This window comes from Paenibacillus sp. sgz302191 (genome assembly GCF_057749925.1).
Map to the genome: position 1 here is coordinate 411827 of NZ_JBYLHY010000001.1, position 21314 is coordinate 433140.

20 protein-coding genes and 5 tRNA genes are annotated in these 21314 nt (G+C 52.0%); 18 read left to right on the forward strand and 7 right to left on the reverse strand.

Annotated features, from left to right (window positions below; translation table 11 throughout):
- Positions 1-628: 628 nt before the first annotated feature.
- From AC3G2T_RS01730 to AC3G2T_RS01745, 4 genes are all read right to left on the reverse strand, one after another.
- Positions 629-1279, reverse strand: a complete 651-nt coding sequence (locus AC3G2T_RS01730; protein ID WP_488434314.1) for a hypothetical protein — start codon at positions 1277-1279, stop codon at positions 629-631.
- A gap of 149 nt (positions 1280-1428) precedes the next feature.
- Positions 1429-2655 (reverse strand): RCC1 domain-containing protein, encoded by a 1227-nt coding sequence (locus AC3G2T_RS01735; RefSeq protein WP_488434315.1) that lies wholly within the window; start codon positions 2653-2655, stop codon positions 1429-1431.
- 253 nt (positions 2656-2908) lie between these two features.
- Positions 2909-3073 (reverse strand): cortex morphogenetic protein CmpA, encoded by a 165-nt coding sequence (cmpA, locus tag AC3G2T_RS01740; protein ID WP_474683950.1) that lies wholly within the window; start codon positions 3071-3073, stop codon positions 2909-2911.
- Between the two features lie 121 nt (positions 3074-3194).
- A complete protein-coding gene (locus AC3G2T_RS01745) occupies positions 3195-3548 on the reverse strand; it encodes a hydrolase/acyltransferase (protein ID WP_474683951.1) in 354 nt (117 codons plus the stop codon).
- A 114-nt stretch (positions 3549-3662) separates the two neighbouring features.
- Between AC3G2T_RS01745 and AC3G2T_RS01750 the strand changes: the two genes are divergently transcribed.
- The 4 genes from AC3G2T_RS01750 to AC3G2T_RS01765 all read left to right on the forward strand — a co-directional run bounded on the left by AC3G2T_RS01750 (position 3663) and on the right by AC3G2T_RS01765 (position 6206).
- A complete protein-coding gene (locus AC3G2T_RS01750; protein ID WP_474683952.1) occupies positions 3663-4136 on the forward strand; it encodes a SprT family protein in 474 nt (157 codons plus the stop codon).
- Between the two features lie 18 nt (positions 4137-4154).
- Positions 4155-4230, forward strand: a tRNA-Asn gene (locus AC3G2T_RS01755).
- A 4-nt stretch (positions 4231-4234) separates the two neighbouring features.
- Positions 4235-4323 (forward strand) — tRNA-Ser (locus tag AC3G2T_RS01760).
- A 140-nt stretch (positions 4324-4463) separates the two neighbouring features.
- Positions 4464-6206 carry a methyl-accepting chemotaxis protein gene (locus tag AC3G2T_RS01765; protein ID WP_488434316.1) on the forward strand — a complete coding sequence of 581 codons (1743 nt, stop codon included), beginning with the start codon at positions 4464-4466 and terminating at the stop codon, positions 6204-6206.
- 62 nt (positions 6207-6268) lie between these two features.
- On the opposite strand, the gene corA is transcribed toward AC3G2T_RS01765, so the two are convergent.
- Entirely contained in the window at positions 6269-7198 is a 930-nt protein-coding gene (corA, locus tag AC3G2T_RS01770) for a magnesium/cobalt transporter CorA (protein ID WP_488434317.1), read from the reverse strand.
- Positions 7199-7347: 149 nt separating this feature from the next.
- Between corA and AC3G2T_RS01775 the strand changes: the two genes are divergently transcribed.
- From AC3G2T_RS01775 to AC3G2T_RS01785, 3 genes are all read left to right on the forward strand, one after another.
- Positions 7348-7422 (forward strand) — tRNA-Glu (locus AC3G2T_RS01775).
- A 20-nt stretch (positions 7423-7442) separates the two neighbouring features.
- Positions 7443-7515 (forward strand) — tRNA-Lys (locus AC3G2T_RS01780).
- Between the two features lie 36 nt (positions 7516-7551).
- Positions 7552-7633, forward strand: a tRNA-Leu gene (locus tag AC3G2T_RS01785).
- A gap of 228 nt (positions 7634-7861) precedes the next feature.
- Here AC3G2T_RS01785 and AC3G2T_RS01790 read toward each other — a convergent pair.
- Positions 7862-8002, reverse strand: a complete 141-nt coding sequence (locus AC3G2T_RS01790) for a putative holin-like toxin (protein WP_488434318.1) — start codon at positions 8000-8002, stop codon at positions 7862-7864.
- Between the two features lie 284 nt (positions 8003-8286).
- Here AC3G2T_RS01790 and AC3G2T_RS01795 point away from each other — a divergent pair, with 284 nt between their 5' ends.
- Complete coding sequence (locus AC3G2T_RS01795) at positions 8287-8487, forward strand: hypothetical protein (RefSeq protein WP_488434319.1); 201 nt, start codon at positions 8287-8289, stop codon at positions 8485-8487.
- Positions 8488-8522: 35 nt separating this feature from the next.
- Positions 8523-9221 carry a response regulator transcription factor gene (locus AC3G2T_RS01800; protein ID WP_488434320.1) on the forward strand — a complete coding sequence of 233 codons (699 nt, stop codon included), beginning with the start codon at positions 8523-8525 and terminating at the stop codon, positions 9219-9221.
- 44 nt (positions 9222-9265) lie between these two features.
- Here the strand turns inward: AC3G2T_RS01800 and AC3G2T_RS01805 are convergent, their stop codons facing one another.
- Entirely contained in the window at positions 9266-11530 is a 2265-nt protein-coding gene (locus AC3G2T_RS01805) for a clostripain-related cysteine peptidase (protein ID WP_488434321.1), read from the reverse strand.
- Positions 11531-11801: 271 nt separating this feature from the next.
- On the opposite strand from AC3G2T_RS01805, the gene AC3G2T_RS01810 reads away from it, so the two are divergent.
- The 9 genes from AC3G2T_RS01810 to AC3G2T_RS01850 all read left to right on the forward strand — a co-directional run bounded on the left by AC3G2T_RS01810 (position 11802) and on the right by AC3G2T_RS01850 (position 21310).
- Positions 11802-12824 carry an iron-hydroxamate ABC transporter substrate-binding protein gene (locus AC3G2T_RS01810; protein ID WP_488434322.1) on the forward strand — a complete coding sequence of 341 codons (1023 nt, stop codon included), beginning with the start codon at positions 11802-11804 and terminating at the stop codon, positions 12822-12824.
- A 768-nt stretch (positions 12825-13592) separates the two neighbouring features.
- Positions 13593-14615, forward strand: coding sequence for an HD-GYP domain-containing protein (locus AC3G2T_RS01815; RefSeq protein WP_474683959.1), 1023 nt, complete (start codon positions 13593-13595; stop codon positions 14613-14615).
- 167 nt (positions 14616-14782) lie between these two features.
- Positions 14783-16027, forward strand: a complete 1245-nt coding sequence (locus tag AC3G2T_RS01820; RefSeq protein ID WP_488434323.1) for a sulfotransferase family protein — start codon at positions 14783-14785, stop codon at positions 16025-16027.
- Entirely contained in the window at positions 16024-18051 is a 2028-nt protein-coding gene (locus tag AC3G2T_RS01825) for an asparagine synthase-related protein (protein ID WP_488434324.1), read from the forward strand. Before AC3G2T_RS01820 ends, AC3G2T_RS01825 begins: the two co-directional genes overlap by 4 nt.
- A complete protein-coding gene (locus AC3G2T_RS01830) occupies positions 18008-18136 on the forward strand; it encodes a paeninodin family lasso peptide (protein ID WP_474683962.1) in 129 nt (42 codons plus the stop codon). The genes AC3G2T_RS01825 and AC3G2T_RS01830 overlap by 44 nt, the downstream gene beginning before the upstream one ends.
- A gap of 247 nt (positions 18137-18383) precedes the next feature.
- Positions 18384-19361 carry an HPr kinase/phosphorylase gene (locus tag AC3G2T_RS01835; RefSeq protein WP_488434325.1) on the forward strand — a complete coding sequence of 326 codons (978 nt, stop codon included), beginning with the start codon at positions 18384-18386 and terminating at the stop codon, positions 19359-19361.
- Positions 19358-19651 carry a lasso peptide biosynthesis PqqD family chaperone gene (locus AC3G2T_RS01840; RefSeq protein ID WP_474683963.1) on the forward strand — a complete coding sequence of 98 codons (294 nt, stop codon included), beginning with the start codon at positions 19358-19360 and terminating at the stop codon, positions 19649-19651. The genes AC3G2T_RS01835 and AC3G2T_RS01840 overlap by 4 nt, the downstream gene beginning before the upstream one ends.
- Before the next feature lie 48 nt (positions 19652-19699).
- Positions 19700-20104: a lasso peptide biosynthesis B2 protein gene (locus AC3G2T_RS01845; protein ID WP_474684112.1), complete on the forward strand. Its 405-nt coding sequence runs from the start codon at positions 19700-19702 to the stop codon at positions 20102-20104.
- A 24-nt stretch (positions 20105-20128) separates the two neighbouring features.
- Entirely contained in the window at positions 20129-21310 is a 1182-nt protein-coding gene (locus AC3G2T_RS01850; RefSeq protein WP_488434326.1) for a nucleotidyltransferase domain-containing protein, read from the forward strand.
- Positions 21311-21314: the final 4 nt, after the last annotated feature.

Genomic DNA, 21314 nt, shown 5'->3' on the forward strand with positions numbered 1-21314 from the left:
CATACATCAATTAACTGGAATTATCCTCATCCTCTCATCTATAAACTAGCCCGCATTCCGCAAGCCCAACTAAGCTGCCTCACCACCAGCACTATTCGATTTGGTACAAGCGACCACCGTGGAAGGTTCACCATCCAGCAGCAGTCAATGCAGTAGTAGTCCTCATCCTCTCATCTGTAAACTAGCCCGCAATCCGAAATCCCAACTAACCCTGCTTCACCCCCAACACAACTCAAATTAGCAAAAGCGACTTCCTCAGAGGTGTCCATTATTCGGTAGCAGACAAAGCATAGATTTTGGTGGTAATCCTCATCCTCTCACCATGTAAACTAGCCTGCATTCCGCAAGCCCAACTAACCCAGCCTCACCCCCAACACAACTCAAATTAGCAAAGCAACCGCCACCGCGGTGTCCATTATTCGGTAGCAGACAAAGCATAGATTTTAGTGGTAACCCTCATCCTCTCATCTGTAAACTAGCCCGCCGTCCGCAGGCTCTCAACTAAATAGCATCACCCCTTTCAAAGGTGCATGTGTCGTCCATCTGGACGATTTTCTCGGCAATCTGTCTCCACTTTGGCGGTTTTTCAAAGGTGCCTGTATCGTCCTTCCGGGCTTTTTCCGTCCACTCAACGGACGGAATCGCTCAAGCTGTACACCTTGGACTGTTTGGGTCCGGCGGTGAGGGAGAGCATGCCTTCGACGGCGAGGCGTCTTAGCCATTCGGCTGCGGAACGGATGCTGATGTTGAACTCGGCTGCAACTTCGCGCGGTCTGATTGTGCCGTTGTGGCGCATGGCCATTTGAATGACGATCCCTTTTCTAAGTTCCCAGATGTCGGTTTCTTTGCTGGAGGAAGCGGTTCTGGGCGGTAAATGGCGGTAATCGGCCGCTTGCTTCAGCTGTTTTTGGCAAAGTCCGGGGTACCGTTTGATCAGTTCGGCGGAGAACCGCAGAAAAAGCCATCCTGACAAGATCAGGTCATTTTGCCAAAACAGCTGCTCGTTCGTCTCGCCCTGTACCGTATGGCCCAGGTTGTCCGAAGTATCCGCGATTTCAATCAGCACTTTGGCGTCTTCCCGGGAACATAGGAAAACGGTGCACGGCTGATGTTCGAGCGTCAATCCCTCGTAATGAAAATGAAAGACGGGGCCCCATACCTCTTCGAGAAAAAGGATGGCGACTGGATGAAGCCTTTTGCGTACGGGGCCATTGGCAGCGGCTTGCCGTTCCATGGCAGTTACATATTTTTTAACCTCCGGATGCATGAATCTCTGCATTCCCCCCTGTTAAAGAGTGCAAAAAAGCACACCCGACATGCAGAAATCTCTGCATAATCGAGTGTGCTTCACTCCGTAGTGTATGGCATTTATTTACATTATAGAGCGCAAGGGAGATGAAAGCAATACTTGGAGCCAAAAATTTGCATTTACTCCGTTGTAACGGACAGCGGCGTGCTCGACGCCGATTCGTTGCCCGCGTCGTCCTCGGCTTTTACGGTGAAGGAGTAGGCGGTTTTGGAAAGCAGTCCTGTCACGGTAAAGCTGTTGCTTGCGGTGCTTCCTACACGGGCGGTTCCCGAATAAATATTGTATTGTTTGACCACATCGTTGTCCGTGCTGCCGGTCCATGTTAAGGTAACGGCTGAATTGCTTAAGCCCAGAAGGGTAAGGTCCTTCGGAACGGAAGGAGGCGTTTTATCGGAAGTAGCGGCTGTAACCGGATTGCTGGCGGCAGCGCGGTTGCCGGCGGCGTCCTTGGCTTTTATCGTGAACGAATAAGAGGTATTCAATGCCAGATTGTTAATCGTTATACTGGTGCTCGTAGGCCCGGTAGTTCCGACCCAAACGGAACCGTTGGAAATTTCATACCCGCTTACGCCTACATCGTCCGCCGCTTTCGACCAGGCCAAATCGGCGGAACGCACTCGCAGCGCCGTTAAGCGGAAGTCCGAGATCGTTGTTGGAGCCGTGACATCGGCCGGATTCAGATTCGGGCCAATGACTTTTTGCGGCGCATTCGTATCCATGGTCGTACCGTTACCGAGTTGGCCGGTATCATTGCGGCCGAAAGCATACAGAATGCCGTTGTTTCCATACGCGAGCGTCATATGCTCCCCGCCACTAATAGCTTGAATGGAGGAAAGGGAAGCAATTTGCTCGGGGTAAGTCCGGTTGGAAGTTGTGCCGTTCCCGAGTTGGCCGTAGCCGTTATACCCCCAGGACCAGGCGGTGCCGTCCTGTTTGATCGCCATGCTGTGATGGAAACCGGCCACGATGCTTTTCACGCTTCCGAAGTTTTTGATCAACACGGGAGTAAGCTGGTTGATGGTAGAACTGTTGCCGAGCTCGCCGTCGTTGTTGTATCCCCATGCCCAAACGGTGCCGTCGCTTTTGAGTGCGAGGGAGAAATTTTTGCCGGCCGCGATAGCGCTCACGGAGGTCAAATCCTTGACCTTAACGGGAATTTTCTGGTTTGTGTTCGTTCCGTCGCCTAACTGCCCTTCGCAGCATTGGGGCGGAGCAAGAGAAAAGAGGGGAAAACCAGGGAAAACCGGGGAAGACGATGCGGGTAAATAAAGGGGGTTTTTAGAATTAGGAAAAACGCAAAAAAAGAAAAGGGAGAGCGGATACATGGGTATCCAATGGAAGATCATGCGAAATCAGCGAGGTTTCATCACAAATTGGGGTAAGGCTGAGGGAAATCCGTGAAGGGTCTGCTGTCGGAAGACTTCGACAGGGGTTTATCTCATCTTATAGGCGATTCCTCCTTGAAAAGGGATGGGAATTTCTTCGATTGATACATATCGTATCAGAAATGATGCAGGAATACAGTGTTGTTTTTCACATTTTTAAAAAATTTAAATTGCAAAAAGCTGACACCCGCTCGTTCAGGCGCCAGCTTCTTTATTAGTATTTGCGTTTGCCCGGGCCGTCCGGTGTTTGCGAATCGGTCCACTCCTCGTTAGAGCGGCGGGAACGATAAAAGAACCAGCTGTCGTTCAGCAACCGGATTTGTCTGCGGTTTTTGTTGTGGAAGGCCCGCATTAATTGATTACAGAGCCATTGCGGCATGTGCCCATCCCCTTCCTAGCCTATGTATGAATAGGATATGTGGAATGGGCGCATTAGGTGCAGGTCCTTTGCCGGGCCGGACTTCCCGCTTCTGCACGTGAGGCAGCTTAAAGGCAAAAGTTTAAGCTTGCCATTCCTCTTCGTACCACTGCTCCAGCTGCGCCTGCAGGGCGCGAATTTCGGTCAGCAGAGAAATCAGCGGGTAAGTTTTTTCTTGTACGGCCGCGAAGGATTGCTCAAGCCTGTTGATGTAGTCCATGCCGTGAATCAGGCTGTACTTGGCCCCGATCAGCTCCAAATCGTCGCATTCGGCAATGACAACGGGCAGCTCCGGTACACGGTCGGCCGTAAGCTTTTCAAGCTCTTTATGCAGCCGTTGATTTAAGGCGGTGAGCTGGTACATGTAAGCGGAAGGCAGTTCGACAAATTCCAATTGTTCGTCCAGCTTTAGAATGGCGTATCTCATTTGTGGCATAATAATCGATAATTCCCCTCTCAGGAAAGGCTGCGTTCTACTTTTCTACTTGACAGTATAGCCGTTCATACGGTACAAATTCAAGTGAGAACTTCATAAAAGGAGCGTATTTTGATGGATGATCGGGAGCTGCAGCAGTGGGTAGAGCACATCTCTTTGACATCGTTCGGCAGACCTTTTCTACATCAAGCGCGGTTTAATCGAAGGTTAAGGTCGACGGGAGGGCGCTATTTTACGAAATCCCACGATATTGAAATCAGCTGGGTGCAGTGGGAATCGTTCGGCCGCGATGAAGTTGAGAAAATCATTAAGCACGAGCTTTGCCATTATCATTTGCACATTATGAAAAGAGGGTACCAGCACAGAGACCACGATTTCAAGACGCTGCTCGAACAGGTGGGAGGAACGCGATTCTGCCGCTCTTTGCCGCGCCCTTCGAAGAAACGGTCGTACAAGTACCGGCTTGAATGCGTAAATTGCAAAACGGAGTATTACCGGATGCGCAAAATGGATGTCGGCAAATACGCTTGCGGAAAATGCAGGGGCAAATTGAAATCGTATACACTTGACTTACAAACTCCTTCATAATAAAATAAAACTTGTTATTCCCTGATAGCTCAGTTGGTAGAGCACTCGACTGTTAATCGAGTTGTCACAGGTTCGAGTCCTGTTCGGGGAGCCATTCTGGAGAGATACCCAAGTGGCTATAAGGGGACCCTCTGCTAAGGGGTTAGACTGCGTAAGCGGTGCGAGGGTTCGAATCCCTCTCTCTCCGTATGTGAAAGCCGATAAACCTGACGGACGTCATGCCGTCGGGTTTATTTTTTTGCACTTTTCAAACAAAATTCTAAAACTTTCAACATCTTTTCCGGATACGATAGACGTAGTTTTACAACAAAAAGGGAGGACAAGCACTTGGCAAAATTGTTTACGATCCGGATCAGACTTATTTTATTGCTTCTCGTGCCTTGCTTGTTCTATTTGGGGACGAGCACGTACCTGTCGCGGCAAAATGACAGAAATGTGGAGGAACTGGCGTCCTCGCTCTATGAAACAACGGAAAAGAGCACATCGCTCATTCTGAATGCGGATCGGGATATGTACCAGGCGCTCGCCGCGTATCAGCTTCTTGTTTCCGGATCTTTAAGCGCGGATGAGAAAAAAAACCAGCTTCAAATTTTACAGGACAACATCGATCAGGCCAATACGCGAGTCGGGCAGGTCGAAACCGTTTTGAAAGACAAACAAATGCTTCAGATTGCGCATGAGAAATCGAAACTTACTTTTGAGCAAAATTTTTCCAATTTCCATAAATTGTTCGATCAATGGGCCCAAGCGGCAAAGCAAGCGGTTCAATCGCCGGCTCCCGCACAGGGTGCCATGAACGATCCGAAGCTGGAAGCGGTTTTCGAGGGCGGGCGCGAAGGGCTGAATCAAGCCGGCGAAATTTTGGATGCATATGCCAAATCGAGTATCGAAACCAAGCGGGTGCAATCGAGACAAACGATGTGGATGACGATTGCGGGCGTGATCGTGCTAATGATTATCATCAGTGCTGCGGGTGCATTTATCATTCGCCGCATTATGGTAACAGTGCGAAGGATCGCAGAAGTGACTGGCAAGGTAGCCGCAGGGGATCTTCGCCACGAACCGGCGCAGCGGTATACGCAGGATGAGCTGGGGAGCATTTTGCAATCGGTGGACAAGATGGTGATGAAAATGAAAGAGCTGATCGGCACGATCGCCCGTCACGCCGAATTCGTCCATTCGGCATCTTTGGATCTGAACGACAGCTCCAGGGAGTCTGCGTCCGCCGCCGAGCACATTGCCGGGAGCATCCAGGAAGTTACGCACGATGCGGAGCTCCAAACGCGCAGCAGCGCGGAGACAAGCAGAGCCGTCGAGGAGATGGCTATCGGAATTCAGCGCGTAGCGGAAAATACCGGCGTTATGGCCGAGCATTCCTCGCTCACTTCCCGCCATGCGGGGATCGGTAACGAATTGCTGGTGAAGCTGCAGCAGCAGATGACTCATATTTTGGCGTCAGTCAATTTGCTGGCCCAAACGGTACAATCGTTGACGCACAAATCCGAGGAGATCGGGAAAATCGCTCTGAGCATTACGCATTTCGCCAACCAGACGAACCTGCTTTCGTTGAACGCTTCCATTGAAGCGGCAAGAGCCGGCGAGCACGGCAAAGGCTTCCACGTCGTCGCCAACGAAATTCGCAAGCTGGCCAGCCAATCGCTCCAATCCGCCGAAGGAATCAACGGGCTGATCGACGCAACTCGGCTGGAGATCGCCAGCGTATCCGGTTCCATGAGCGCTGCGAAGCGGGAAGCCGATGCAGGTTCGGAGCTGATGATTGAAGTGAATCAGAGCTTCCATACCATTTTGCAATCGGTGCATCTCATCGTTTCTCAAATTCATGAGACGTCGGCCATTACCGAACAGATGTCTGCCAGCTCGCAGCAAATTTCCGCTACGATGGAGCATTCCTCTTCGGCTTCCGGCCAAATTCTGGTCGAATGCCAGGGAGCTGCAGCAGCCACCGAGCAGCAGCTTGCGATGATGGAGAACATTGCATCCGCCGCGGAGCAGCTTAAAGCCGTCGTTGCGGCATTGAGCGAATCGATATCCTATTTTAAAATTGCATAATAGTCGACAGTGGCGCCTACTGGACCTAGCCGGCACGAACGCCGGGTGGCGCCGCTTTTTTTCTAAAACCACCGTTTGCGTTTGAAGTAGTACCACATTAAGACCCCGATGGACAGCATCAAAATCCACACATAGACGTAGCCGTACTTCCAATTCAGCTCGGGAATCAGCTTGAAATTCATCCCATACACACCGACAATAAAGGTAAGAGGGAGGAAAATCGTGCTGAACAGCGTCAGCGTCTTCATAATTTCATTCATCCGGTCGGATTTCATGCTCATTTGAAGTTCCAGCAAGCCGGTCAGCGATTCCCGAAAAATGTCAAGCGAATCCACCACCCGGGAAATATGGTCGACGATATCTACAAAATAAACGTTATCTTCCTGTCTGGTGTAGGGAAAAGAGTGATGGCCGATCGTCATCAGTATCGTCCGCTCTTCGGTAAATACGCGTCTCAACTGATGAATGGTCCGCTTAAGCTGGAAAATTTCCTGCGCAATGCGGATAGCGGGATCGTGGTAAATACCTTGCTCCATCGCATCCAGGCGGTCCTCGATCTGATCGACAAGAACGGAGTAATCGTCCACGCAGAGGTCCATAATGGAGTGAAGTATGGCTCCGGGATGGCTCATCCTGTTCTCAACTTCCTGGAAGGTTTGATAGAGCTGATCCAAAAACGGAATATCTTCTTTGTAGACCGTAATGACATAGTTTTCTCCAATGACGATGCCGAATTCCTGCGGCTCCAGGCGATCGGAGATCGCAAAAAAAGTAACAAAATTGTGATCGACGTACGTATCCAGCTTCGGCCGCTGATTGAGCTTGATGGCGTCCTCGACGAGCAGGGGATGGCACTTGAATAAGGTGCCCAGTACGTACCTGACTTCGTCCGGCGACGGGTTTTTCATGCGGATCCAGGCCACTTCGTCCGCCTGCGGAACGCGAATCGGCTCTTCATGAGCGGTTCCCTGATTAGTTCTGTATACCAGCATGGATGACGTGCACCTCGCGTCCTAAGTGTTTTTTTCAGAATACCATATGTATTTGATCAAATTCCAGAAATTATGCTTGTCAACGTCTGCAGAATCCGTTATAATAACACTTGTCGTCAAAACGGGCTGCATAGTTCCAAGGCGTAAATGGCCCGTTGGTCAAGGGGTTAAGACACCTCCCTTTCACGGAGGTAACAGGGGTTCGAATCCCCTACGGGTCACCATTTTTCCCAATTTGGGCTGAGAGCCATTAGCTCAGTTGGTAGAGCACCTGACTTTTAATCAGGGTGTCGAAGGTTCGAGTCCTTCATGGCTCACTTCTTACTATGGAAGAGCATTCTTCCCATATATGCGCGGTCGTGGTGGAACGGCAGACACACCATCTTGAGGGGGTGGCGCTCACAAGGCGTGAGGGTTCAAATCCCTCCGACCGCATCCCGAGTAAACCCGGAATTCCTTGCACACAAGGGGTTTCGGGTTTTTTATAATCTTTTTGCTTCATAATGAGTCAGTATGGTATACTGAAATTAAGTAATGCGTACAATGCTAAGAGAGCCGTGCTGCCAACACGACTCTCCCGCGCAATATCCGCTTTTAAGGGCGGTAGGCTTTGAAAAGGATTAGGCTATAGAAATAGACCGCACACTTTTCTGGAGGGGCGGTCTATTTCTTTGAGTTTAGGTAAGTCAGCAAAGCCAAAATGAACATGCCGAACATGAACATGCCGAACATGAACATTAGGGTTAGTGCATCTTTTACCTCCACAGGCATCACCCCCTTTCGAGGGAGTAGCCGACCGCCCATAAAGCCTATTATATTGCAAAACGATTATAGCATAAGCTTTTAAGTTAAGCGACCAGTATTATACAATAAGGGAAAAGAATGCAGTATAAAACCCGAAATTCCTTGTACACAAGGGGCTTCGGGTTTTTTCTTTGTTATATTGACGGATGACGGAGCTCTATTCACGAACGCTTCGGGCAGTAAAAAATACTCCTTTTTAGGTATGGCGGCATGAAGTGCATTGGTTTATTCTGATCCATGTAATTGCGTGCTGAATGCGATAGCGCGGATCAGGGGGGAGCAATTTGGGGGAATTATGGACTGTATTCGGCGTCTACCTTTTCTGGTCGGGCTTTCTCGTTTATTTGCGGTGGATACACGGTTGGTTTTATCCCGAAACCGATCTGTTCAGGATTTTTAGTACACGTGTACAAAATTGGATGTTGTTTATCGGATTGCTGCTGGCGCTGCCGCTCTCTTTTGGGATCGTCTACTGGTGGAGTTAGGCAGGATACGGCGATTGAACGGAAGGGGGGCGGACATGGAGAATGCAAAAGTATTAATCGTCGGCAGCGAAACAAAAGTTCGAAAGCTGGCTTCGCATTTTGAAAATAAGGCGGGGTTTCTACCGTTGTGCGCATGCAATGGCAGTGAAGCGCTGCAAACGATGAGAACTACCAGGGCGGATCTTATTATTTTGGATACTGCTTTGCCCGATACCGACGGGATGAGCTTATGCATGGAAATGCGCAAGAATACCGACATTCCGATTCTGTTTTTGTCGGGTAAATGCAAACGGGAAGATATCATTAGCGGCCTGGAGTCCGGTGCGGACGACTATATTACGAAGCCTTGCGATCCGGCCGTGCTTGCAGCGAGAGTGAGAGCCCATTTGCGCCGTTATGTGAATAGGCGGGAGAAGCTTTCGGAGCAGACATATAATGACGGCCGCATCACCATCGACTTTCACAGCTGCGACGTTTGGATCGGCACCGAGAAAGTGACTCTGTCGGCAAAAGAAAGAAAGCTGCTGATTTATTTAGCCAGCCATCCCGACCGGACATTCCATGTCGAGCAGCTCTACGACCGCATATGGGGATGGGATCATGCAGCGGGCGACCATACGGTTAAGGTACATATTTTCAACATTCGGAGAAAAATAGAACTCAATCCTTCCAAACCGGCATATATCCAGACGGTTCGGGGCTTCGGATACAAGTTTAACGCAATAAACTGCTGAGAGGCTGGCCTCCCAGCAGTTTTTTTGCTGAAAAAAGAGCTATTTTAAGGATTCAAATCAATGAGTACAGTTCTCGTCGCTTCATCCCAGCCGACTTTGGCGCCCAACGCTTCGCTGACGAAGCGGACCGGAACCATCGTGCTTCCGCCGACGATTTGCGCCGGCTGCTCCAATTCAACCTGTTTGCCGCTTACAGTGGCAAGCTTGGAATCCGCCTGCAGCACGACGGTTGTGTCTCCTTTTTGTGCCGTGACGGTTCTCGTATCCCCGTCCCAGCTTATTTTTGCCCCCAATGCTTCGAAAATCGCGCGCAGCGGAACCATCGTTTTCTCTCCGACAATGACGGGAGGCTGCTCGAAGGACAGCGGCTTGCCGTTCAATTTCACCTTAATGCCCGTTCCTCCGACCGTGACGGCGGCCAGATCGGAGAATGCTTCGTTCTGGGCATAATCCACTGTATAGAAGCCGTACAAGTAGTCGCCTTCCGGCAGATCTTGCATCGTAAGCTTCAGCTTGTCATCTACCGTAAATTCTTTACCTGCCGTGAAGCCTTCCTTATCAGTGGCGGTATCGTGTGTGTAGAACAAAGGAGTAATTTTATCGCCTTTTTTGATTTTGATGATGTTCTTGTCGGCCATGCCTGTTTTCGGATCGATTCCCTTCCATGCGCCCAAAATTTCCGCTTCCGCAGCCCCTGCTTTAAACTCGGTGAGAATGTTGAGCTCTGTGCCGTTCAGCTTGGCAGGGATCGAATACTGAATGCTGTGTTCGCTCACGTCTGTCTCGAACATGGAGACGAAATGTCCGTTCAGCATGACCCACTGTCCTGTCCAGTTATCCTTCAATTCCCCGGTTTTCTCGTCAATATCGACGTTGCCGTCCATGCCGAGGAACATCACTTTCGTATTCGAGCCTTCTTCATACTTGGCGAGCACGGAATATGCTTCGGCGATGTCTCCGACGTCATTGGGGTTTACTTTGACGGCATAGGACGATTTGCTTCGGGATTGACCCTCCGCGCTTTCTTCTTCAAGCGCAGGAGCGGCGGTGTCAAAATGAACGCCCTTCGAGTCCGACTTGATTTGTTTCACGTAGTCGTGAACGAATTTTTTGTATTCCGGCGAAAAATCGATTTTGTCGTATTTCTCCAGGTTGGCTTCGAAGTTGTCTTTGTCCTTGAAAGGGAAGTAAATGGAGAGTCCCTTCGCATCAGGCTTTGCATCGCTGTTGATGTTGTACAGAACCGCCTGCCCGACCGCTTCCATAAGCTGCTTGGATTCTGCCGGATACTGATTGGCTGCGTTTTTCGCCAGATCGGCGAGGTCCACCATGTCCGTATTGCCGCCGTGCGCCCCGCTGCTGCCGTAATCTTCCGACTTGCTGCGCGCTTTGGCTACGGATTTGATGCGTTCCGGGTCGCTGATGTCTGCGCTCGTTTTGGCGATAAATGCGTTGAGCGCTTTTTCGACGGGTTCGATTTTAGACAAATCGGTGACGGAAAGAGTGATCGTATTCGCCGTATCCTGCTCAGCGGCTTGCTCTTTGTAACCATCCGCGATAGCGGTTCCAAGCTTGTCGCCGGTAATCGCCGGATTGTTCGCAATCGCCTGCAGGATGGGCGTATAGTTCCAACCATGGCCCGGCTCAAGCTCCTCCGAAGCGACCAGATAATGGCCGAAAGGCGAGAGCATTTTGGCGTTTTCCAGTGTCGCCATCAGACAGGCGTCGAAGCCGATCAGTTCGAAATTCGTTTTGGTCTGGGCCAGAGCGCCGCTGATTCCGGTCTGAATTTCATCCAGCGTAAGCGAATCGCCGTCATGGAGCTCATCCGAGGCAAAGCCATTGACCGAACCGGCGCCATGATCCCAGAAAACAAGCGCATATTTTTTCGCCGGATATTTCTTTACGCCCCACTCGATAAAATCTTTCAACGTGTTAGAATCGCCCATGTTCCGTGAGCCCAGATCGGGTCCGACATTCTCGATGTCGCCCTGCTTCACGAGCCATCTCTGGTTGACCTCGTTGCTGATCTTCGGGTTCACCCACTGCTTCGTGCCGCCCGTTTCGACGACGACCTTCAGCTTGGAGGACGATCCGACCTTCATCATCTCTTCCAGATCCGCCGATGCCGCGCCGGCGTTATCCGCGCTCTCAAGGTCGGATCCGTTCATGTACACCAGCACGGTGTAATCTGCAGCATCTTCCGCCGCGGCTATTCCCGCTTCGTAGGAAGCAGGCAGGATGGCCAGTGCCGCTGCCAATGAAGTCTTCAAAGCGAGTTTACCGGTTGTCTTCAACATTCGTTTCATACTTTTGTCCCTCTCCTTATGGTTCCAAAGTGCCGAACTCTGACACATTGTAGCACGGCAAGTTCAAAACCAGTTCAAATCCGGAGGACAATTTGACGAATTTCGCTATGTCGAAACCTGTGGGAATTATGCTGGAAAACAGGGAGTTTTACATCAAGGATAGGCCGTGACATCCCATAAAATAATGCTTGAATATAGACAACAAAACCGATGTTTGCTATAGTTCAATTGATAATGATTCGCATTATCATATATTTTAGGGAGGTTTATCATGCTAAAGAAAAAATCGCATTTCGTAATGGTTGCGCTGATGTTGACTTTCTCGGTACTTCTGAGCGCCTGCGGCGGAGCACAAAACGCGTCGACAACAGGTGCTGAGGCAACAGCGGCGCCGACCAAGGAAGCGGCGGCTGGGGCTGGGGCTGGGGCGGACAAAGCGCCCGAATCGGGAGTCCGCGCCTATAAAACCGTGAAGGGCGACATCAAGATTCCGGCAAAGCCCAAGCGGATCGTTACCGATTATTACGGCGGCGAACTGCTGTCCGTGGGGGCCAATGTCGTTGGCGCCGAGCCGACTATTTTTGACAATCCTTTTTTGAAAGGTCTGCTTACAAATACGAAGGACGTAGGCGCCCCGATCAACACCGAAAAAGCGCTGGAACTGGCCCCGGATTTGATCGTAATCATGTACGACAAAAACTACGATGCGCTGTCAAAAATCGCTCCGACGCTGTACATTCCATACGGCACTGCAACTAACATTTACGAAACATTGCGGCTGTTCGGCGATATTGTCGGGGAGCCCGAGAAGGCGGAGAAGTTTATTGCCGATTTTGATAAAAAGGCGGCGGCCGGCCGCGAAAGATTGAAAGGAGTCGTCGAAGAGAACGCGACTTTCGGCATTTACGAGCTGACGGACAAAGGCGATCTTTGGGTATTCGGCGACAACGGCGGCCGGGGCGGACAAGCGGTATACAACGCGCTGAAGCTGAAAATGCCGGACAATATCCGGGCTAAGGCGCAAAAAGAGGCCATGCAGCTTTCCATGGAGGTGCTGCCGGAGTACGCAACCGACTATATGTTCCTGACGACCTATGACCCGGACAAAAAGGGCGAAGCGCAGAAACAGTTGAGGAATTCCAATGTGTGGAAAGGGTTGAAAGCTTCGAAGAACAACAACGTTTTCTATAACGACTACGAAACGTTCTATCGTTACGATCCTATCGCCATCACCGCACAAATCGACATCGTTGTCGATATGCTGATCGCCAGAAAAGCCGAGAATAAGAAATGACGGAGAGGGGCCTCGGCCCCTCTTTTGTTTTTTTCGAGCGGGCAGCCGGTTATGTGGGAATGGCAGTGAGCAGAAGCAGTGCAAAACAGACTGTTGAGAAAGTGGCGGGTTAGAGGAAACGGAGGGGGCGCAGCCGCTATTCCTCAAGTCACGCCTCTCCTACGCGGGGCTCAGAGTTGAAGTAGGGGCAATGGGACTTGGCAGGGAGAGCGTCTGCGAAAGTGGAGGTTTTTTCCTGCACAGGTTACGGGCTGAAGTAGCGGGCAAGGCGGCTTAGAAAGGAAAAAGCCTGCAAAAGTGCAGGTTTATTCTCTAAAAATGGCTCGTTTGGCGAAAAGCCTGCGATTGTGCAGGAATTTTCGCTGAAATTGAACCTGAGCCCATATTCGCGGCGAAAAGCCTGCACAATTGCAGGAATATGTCACGGGCAGCGTATCCGTCGAGCAAAAACTGCACTTTTGCAGTTTTTTTCGCGCAACTGGGCAGATTAGTGCGACCGGCTCTGACGCGCGGGTTTCTGGGCAGCCTGAAAAGCGCATCTTTTTGCCTTGCCTGCCGACACGCTTGCTTTCCGCAAAACGCAGGGCTGAGCCCGAACTCAGCCGACTCCCCCCCCCCTTTAGCAGCATTCCCTTATTCCTATAAGGACCATGCGAATGGTAATGGTTCCCCATATAAAATAGGAAAGTCATCCCATAGTAGCTGAAAATTTTGTCATATATAATGAAATGGAAATATGTTGTAATGCTGGGGCGAGGGGCGCTTTTTGTGGAACAGCTACTGGGCAAAAAAATAAAATACGATGTGACGACCGGCTACGGGCTTGTCCTGGTGCCGAGCGAGTCCATCCTGGATCAGGAGCATTTGAATCTGATTCGTCAGCACCGGATCGATTTGGCGGATATCATTCTGGCGTCCGAGCAAGAGATGATGCAAGTCTCCGAAGACTCAAACACGTCCCAAATGCTTGTTCAAAAAGCTACTCAGTATGCCAAGGATTTATTCGAACGCATACAGCTGCAAAAGAAAGTACCTTTGCTCGAGGTCAAAAACGAGCTGATTCCGATTGTCCAGGAAGCTGCGGAGCATCCTGATTTGTTTCAATTGTTCGAAGCGGTGAAAGCGAAGGATGAGTATACGCATCGGCACAATATCGGCGTAGGCGTATTATCGACGCTGATCGGCAAGTGGTTGAACCTCGGCGATGCGGATGTCGCGCTGCTTTCGCTTGCGGCAACCATGCATGACGTCGGAAAAGTGCAGATTGCCAAGGAAATATTAATGAAGCCCGGCAAACTGACGGATGCCGAATTCGATGAAATGAAGCGCCATACGATCTATGGCTACAATATGCTGCGGGACACGGTGGGGGTGAGCTATCGCGTTTCGCTGGTTGCTTTGCAGCATCACGAACGTTCGGACGGAAGCGGATATCCGTTGAGATTGAAGCGGGATCATATCGATCCGATGAGCCGAATCGTAGCGGTAGCCGATATTTTTCACGCGATGTCCTCGACTCGTCCGTATCACGAAGCGATGCCGTTCTATGAGGTCGTGAGCCGAATGAGACAAGGCTTTTTCGGTGAGCTTGACCCTTACATCGTTGCGATTTTCCTCAATAATATGATTAACAGTCTGATCGGGCGCAAAGTGCTGCTGACCGACGGACAGTGGGGAGAGGTCGTTTATATCAACCCAAGCGACGATACGCACCCGCTTGTCAAAGTGGGCGAATCTTTTATCGATCTGAGCAAAGAACGCAACATCCATATCAAACAGGTGATTACTTGATTCAGAGCCCTCCGTAAAAGGAGGGCTTTTGTGTGTCATCGGCGTGGGCCCAACGATTGCGACAGACAGCGACAAAAATTTTTTTAGAAATTATGATACAAAACGGATAGTTATATGCTATAATAGATACATAACGTATCAAAGGCTAAGTTTTAGGGGGATTCGGCTTGATTGATGCCCAAGGCAATAATCTCATTTTTTTACTATGTGTACCCCGAAGCGGAAGCTCCCTTGTGACAGCCATGCTGCAAAACCACAGCCAAGTGTTCGCAACGCAGGAAATGTGGTTTTTGATGAGCTTGCTGGATCTGCGGGAAGGCAAAGCCCGCCCGTACGGGGGAGCGGGGATTATCAATCAGTTTTATAACGCCGTCGTCCCGCCGGACGTATATGAGCAGGCTTGCCGCTCCTTTGCGGTAAACATTTATAACGGCCTGATACGGAGCAGCGGAGCAACTTTTGCGGTCGACAAATCTCCCCGCTATTACGGCATCCTGGAGTTTTTGGACCGGCTGTTTCCGCAATCCAAAAGAATTTGGCTCATTCGGAATCCGTGGAGCATTCTTGCTTCTTATAAGAATGTGAATGCCCATACGAATGTCAGCTTTGACCTTGTGCAAGACATGTACAATCCTCGTTTTGACGTCAAGATGACGGATCTTACGGCAGGAATGCTCCGATATACCGATTACTTCGCATCCCGGCATCCACAAGCTTACCGGCTCTCGTACGAGCGGCTGGTATCCAATCCACAGGAAGAAATGATACGGCTGTGCGCATTTTTAGGGATTACCTACGAAGAAGGACAAGAGAAGTATGGCGATCATATGAACACTTCCAAGTCCGAAATGTTTTACAGCATGGGAGTAGGGGACCCTTTCTTGTCGCACCATAAGGAAGCCCACCGAAACTCTCTTGACCATTGGAAACAAATTTTGAACAAAAAAGAAGTCGAAATTTACGGCCGGGTGCTTGGAGCGCGTATTTTTCACGAGCTTGGCTACAGCAGCCAATTGGAGGAAGCGCAGCAATGGACCGGCGTTCGGTTCGACCCTGAGCCGGATATGGAGCTTATTGGGCTGCGGGCCAGACAGTTCGCCGAGGCGACGGGCTGGATATGGCAGGACCGGTACGCCCTGACCTCGCATTCGGCAGCGGCTGCCACAGCCGAAATTACCCCCGTTAGCGCGCCTGCACCTGCACCGGCGGACTCTCAAGTGCTGCAATGGCAGGCAGCCATACGCTCGCTTGAACGGAGGCTGGAAAAAAACGCAGCGGACAACAAGCGTCTCCGCGAGCAGCTGCAGGCGATCAGGAGCAAGGTGAACCGGGTCAAATCGTTCATTCCGTTCGGGAATCGCCTGAGCCTTTGGGCTTCCCATTATTTGGCCCAACGAGGGAGGAAATCATGAGCGTTATAGTCGGCTTCTATAACCTGAATGGAGAGCAGGCTTCGCCGGAGCAATGCGGTGCATGGATGGCGACGCTCGCGCGGTATCCCTCCGATAGATCGCATGCCTGGTCGGACGGCCCTGTGTTTTTTGGCTGCCATGCCGTTTGGATTACGCCCGAATCCGTGCGCGAAAAGCTGCCTTATTACGATGGCATGCGCCGGGTGGCGATAACGGCGGACGCGATTCTGGATAATCGCGACGATTTGTTCACCAAGCTTGATGTCGCGCCGGAAAAGCGCAAAGCGATGACGGACAGCGAGCTCATTGTTCTGGCCTACGGCAAATGGGACATCGATGCGCCCAAGCATTTGATCGGCGACTTCGCCTTCATGATTTGGGACGAGGCGAAGCGCAGGTTGTTCGGGGCCAGGGATGAATCGGGCAACAGGACGTTGTATTATCGCGATCACCGCGATAAGTTTGCGTTTTGCACGGCGATCGCTCCGCTGCTGGCGCTGCCGGGGATGAAAAAGGAGCTTCACGAACAATGGCTCTCCGAATTTTTGGCCATACCGGGCATGTATGAGACGGTGAATGTGTATGCCACACCTTACCGCAACGTCAAGCAGCTGCCTCCCGCGCATGCGATGACGATTGCTGCGAACGGCAGCGTCGCTACCTTCCGCTATTCCTCGATCACTTCCGTGGAACCGCTCCGGCTTGGAAGCGGCGAGGAATATGTGGAAGCATTCCGCGACGTCTTTCAAACCGCTGTGAAAGCGAGATTGCGCACATACCGGCAGGTCGGCGTCGCGCTCAGCGGAGGACTGGACTCCGGAGCGGTGGCCAGCTTTGCCGCCAAAGAGCTGCTGCCGGAGGGGAAGCTCCTGCACGCTTACAGCTACGTGCCGGTGGCGGACTTCGTGGATTGGACGTCTTCGCGGCTCATGCCTGACGAACGGCCTTTTATCCGCTCGGTCGTTCAGCATGTCGGCAACGTGAAAGAAAATTATTTGGATTTCCCGGGCAAAAGCCCGCTGTCGGACATGGACGAATGGCTGCAGCTCTTGGAAATGCCTTTTAAATATTTTCACAATATTTTTTGGATCAAAGGGCTTTACGAACACGCGCGGGAAGATGGCGCCGGGGTGCTGCTTACAGGGGCAAAAGGCAACTTCACGATCTCATGGGGGCCTGCGCTCGAGTATTACACCAGGCTTCTGCGCAGGCTGAAGCTGCTGCAATTGTCCCGCGAGCTCTTGCAGTATTCCCGGCTGACGGGGCTGAGCAAGTCCCGCCTCATGCGGATCATCGGCAAGAGGGCGTTTCCCCTGCCGGGTTCCCGCAGCGCCGAAAGCTTGCAAGCTTACGCTTCCGATTTAATTAACCCGGACTTCGCCCTGAAGACCGGAGTGTTCGAACAAATCCCGGAGAGCGCGTTCGAATTGCACGGCTCCTCGGCTGACGCCCTGGAGGTCAGACTGGATAAGTTCAACAACTTAGCCATTGCCAACAAGAACGGCACCGTTTCGACGAAGCTGTCGATGCGTTTCGGTCTGATGGAACGGGATCCGACCAATGATCCGAGAGTCGCCCGTTTTTGCCTGTCGGTTCCATACGAACAGTACGTGCAAAACGGGCAGGACCGCTCGCTCGTCCGCCGGGCGACCCGCGGTTATTTGCCCGACAACGTCCGCTTGAATCAAAGAGTCCGCGGCGTTCAGCCGGCGGATTGGGTTCACCGGATGATGCCGTCCTGGCCGTCGTTCCTGAGTGAGGCGCACGACATGTGCAGCGACGGGATTGCCGCGGACTATTTGAACATCGACAGGATGAGAGCGGCCGCGTCCGAAGTGAAAGAACCTGTTCCTGCATACGCCAACAACGAAAATGTCAAAATTTTGATGCAGGGGCTGATCGTCTACCGTTTTCTTAAACATTTTCATAAACAGCCGGCGGCGGATCATTCGCCCGTTCGCTTGAAGGGAGGTGAATACGATGCAAAAGAAAGAGTGGAATCAACCGTCTTTGGAAGTTCTTGAAGTTGGCATGACAATGGGAGGCAAAGGATCTAAAGAGATCGACTGGGTAAGTGTGCACGATGCTGACCTTTACGACCCGAGCTAATGCTTTTCGTACTTATGCAATTGTTGTCTGATGCCGGTGTCCGGAGAGGATAAGCGCGGGCGTTATCCTCTCCGGAAACACGCAAGCAAAAGTTGGCGCTGTCCTGTCGAAAGACGGCGACGGCCATTTTGCTTTTGTTGCCACATAAGAATGATTAAGTTCTTTACAGCGCTAAAGCGCGTAGAACAGCATTCTTATTGACGAATAAACCTACCTCTGAACGCGGTCGCTCATCTTCGAAAAGACCTTGATAGAGGTTTATCTCACAAGACAGGGGGAATATTCCATTAAAGCATATAAACGGTCTGTCTACCAGGCGTTCGGGCTGCGCATCGCCAGCGATATCCCGCTTCCGGAGCTGACACTTGCGGAAGAGCAGGCCGAAACGGCGGACGTTGAGATCGAAACCGCCGATTTGACCTTGTTTTGGCAGGAGCGGGTGGCGGCATCCGAAAACTTTGTCGTCAAAGACGGCGGTTTTCTGTTTCAAATTCCGGGCACGGCCATCTACAGGCTGCAGGAAGGCTCCAGCATTGCGGTTTCGCCGCTGCCGGGTTCCGATCCCGAAAAGGTTCGGGTGTATTTGCTCGGAACGTGTATTGGCGCCTTGCTGATGCAAAGGCGGATTCTCCCGCTGCACGGCAGCGCCGTCGTCGTAGACGGCAAAGCGTACGCTTTCGTCGGCGAGTCCGGCGCGGGCAAATCGACGCTTGCGGCCGCTTTTTTGAGCAGAGGCTGCCTGCTGCTGAGCGATGACGTCATCGCCGTCTCGCTCGCTGCGGATTCAGGCATGCCTATCGTTCAACCGGCATATCCTCAACAGAAGCTGTGGCAGGAAAGCATGGACCGGCTGGGCTTCGCGGCCAATCAATACCGGCCCGTGTACCAGGAGGTCAACAAGTATGCGGTTCCCGTTCACAGCGGCTATCATCGCGATCCGGCTCCGCTTGCCGGCGTGTTCGAGCTTATGCCGACGGACGGCAGGGAGATCGACATCCGCCCTTTCCGGAAGCTGGAGAAGCTGCACAAGCTGGTGCAGCACACTTACCGCAAGGCGCTCATCCGGCGGATGAATGCGGAGCAGTGGCACTTTGCGGTATCGGCGCAAGTAAGCGGACGCACGGAGATGTACCGGCTTCATCGGCCGCTGGCCGGATTCTCGGCGCATGAGCTGACCGAGCAAATTTTACATACAATCGGCAAAGGGGTGTATTTAACGCGATGATCAGCCAGCAGCTTACATTAAGCGACCGCGTTGTGCAAAAAGCGGGCAGCCTCGTCAGCGACATGGACGGAGACAAGGTCATGCTTTGCGTGGAAACCGGCAAATACTACAATCTTGGCGCCACCGGCGGCCGGATCTGGGAGCTGATCGCCGCCGAAACGTCTATCGGGGAAGTTGTCGGTTCGCTGGAAGCGGAATATGACATCGAGCCCTCCGCGTGCGAGGAGCAGGTAATCGCTTTTTTAAACCATTTGACCAGGGAAGGATTAATCCAAATCAGAAAGGGCTAATGGACCGTGTATAAAAAAGCAAAGGCGTTCCTTTCTTTACGTCCTTTCATGAAGCTGCTTCTGCTTGAAGCGCTTGTGTATTTGGCGTGGGCGCGTATGTTGAAAGCGGCTCCCTTCGCCAAAGTCGCCCCTACGCTCGGCAGCCGGAGCGAGGAGACGCCGCATGCGCATCTGGACCGGGATGAGGCTGTCATCCGCAATATTTCCCGCGCAATCCGCATGATGAGCCGCCATACGCTGTGGGAAAGCAAATGCCTGGTCATGGCCATAGCGGGGATGAAGATGCTGGAGCGGCGCAAAATCGAAAGCACGCTCTATTTGGGAACCGCCAAAGACAAGTCGGGTAAAATGATCGCCCACGCCTGGCTGCGCAGCGGTCCGTTCTATATTTCCGGAGCCGAGGGCATGGAATCATTCACGGTAGTCGAGAAATTCGGCAAAAGGTTTCAGTGATGAGAAAGTCGGGGGAGAACAAGGATGGGGAACGAATACGAGCTTGATCACCGTAATTGTCCAAAAGAGCTGGAACAAATTTTCACGATCCTGCGTTTGAGCGATGATGAGCCGTGGGAAGCCCCGGCGGAAGCTCCGGACATCGATTGGCGGTTGTTTCTGCAATATGCCAAGCATCACCGCATTTATCCGGCGCTATATGCGAAGCTGAAGTGCGTCGACCGGAACGGGCGGATTCCTGCCCAGGTCATGCAGGCCCTTCGCGTCGAATCCGGCCGCAATGCGCTAAAGATGCTTCATCTGGGCGCGGAGATGGAACGGGTTTGCGCCTGGCTGGAAACGCATCAGCTCCGCACGCTCACGCTGAAAGGCCCGGTGCTGGCCAGAGAGCTGTACGGCGACCTGTCGCTCAGAACTTCCAAAGATCTGGATATTCTCGTCCAGATTCAGGATGTGGAGCTGGCGGAGCAGCTCTTGCAGCGGCTCGGCTACGTGATCCGCGACAATCCCGTCCGTGTGCTGGATTGGAAGTGGAAGCTCTATCACTGTTCTTATGTGCATCCGCAAAAAAAGGTGGAAATCGAGCTGCATTGGCGGCTTAATCCCGATATGGGCAAAGAAGAGCCGCAGTTCGGCGAGCTGTGGGAACGGAGAAGAACCTGTTCGATCGGCAGCAGCCCCGTCTATTATTTGGGCAGCGAAGATTTATTTTTGTACCTCGTCTCGCACGGCTCCCGCCACGGCTGGTTCCGCCTCCGCTGGCTTGCGGATATCGACAGACTCGTCAGACTCGGGGTGCGCCCGGGAGAACTGCATGCGCTGCTTCGAAAATACGGCTGCGTGCATATCGGAGGGCAGGCGCTGATGCTCGCTTCCGGGCTGCTGCATACGCCGGTCAGCGATGAGATGAAGAGCTTGTTTTACGGGCGGCGGCAGCGCCAGCTTGCCCAGAGCGCGCTTGCGTTCATTCACGCCTTGGCGAACCTGTGCCCGGACCCGCCGCCTGAGCTGGCAAAGCCTTTTCGCACCTACCTGTTTTCTCTGAAGAGCGGCAGGCAAAAGTGGACGTACATCTTGAACCGGTTTTATCCGAGCGCAAAGGATGCCGTCGTGCTGCCGTTGCCGAAAGCGCTGCATTTTTTATACTTCCCCTTGCGCCCGTTCCTGTGGTGTTGGCGGCAAATCAAGCAGCAATCATCGTTATAGGAGG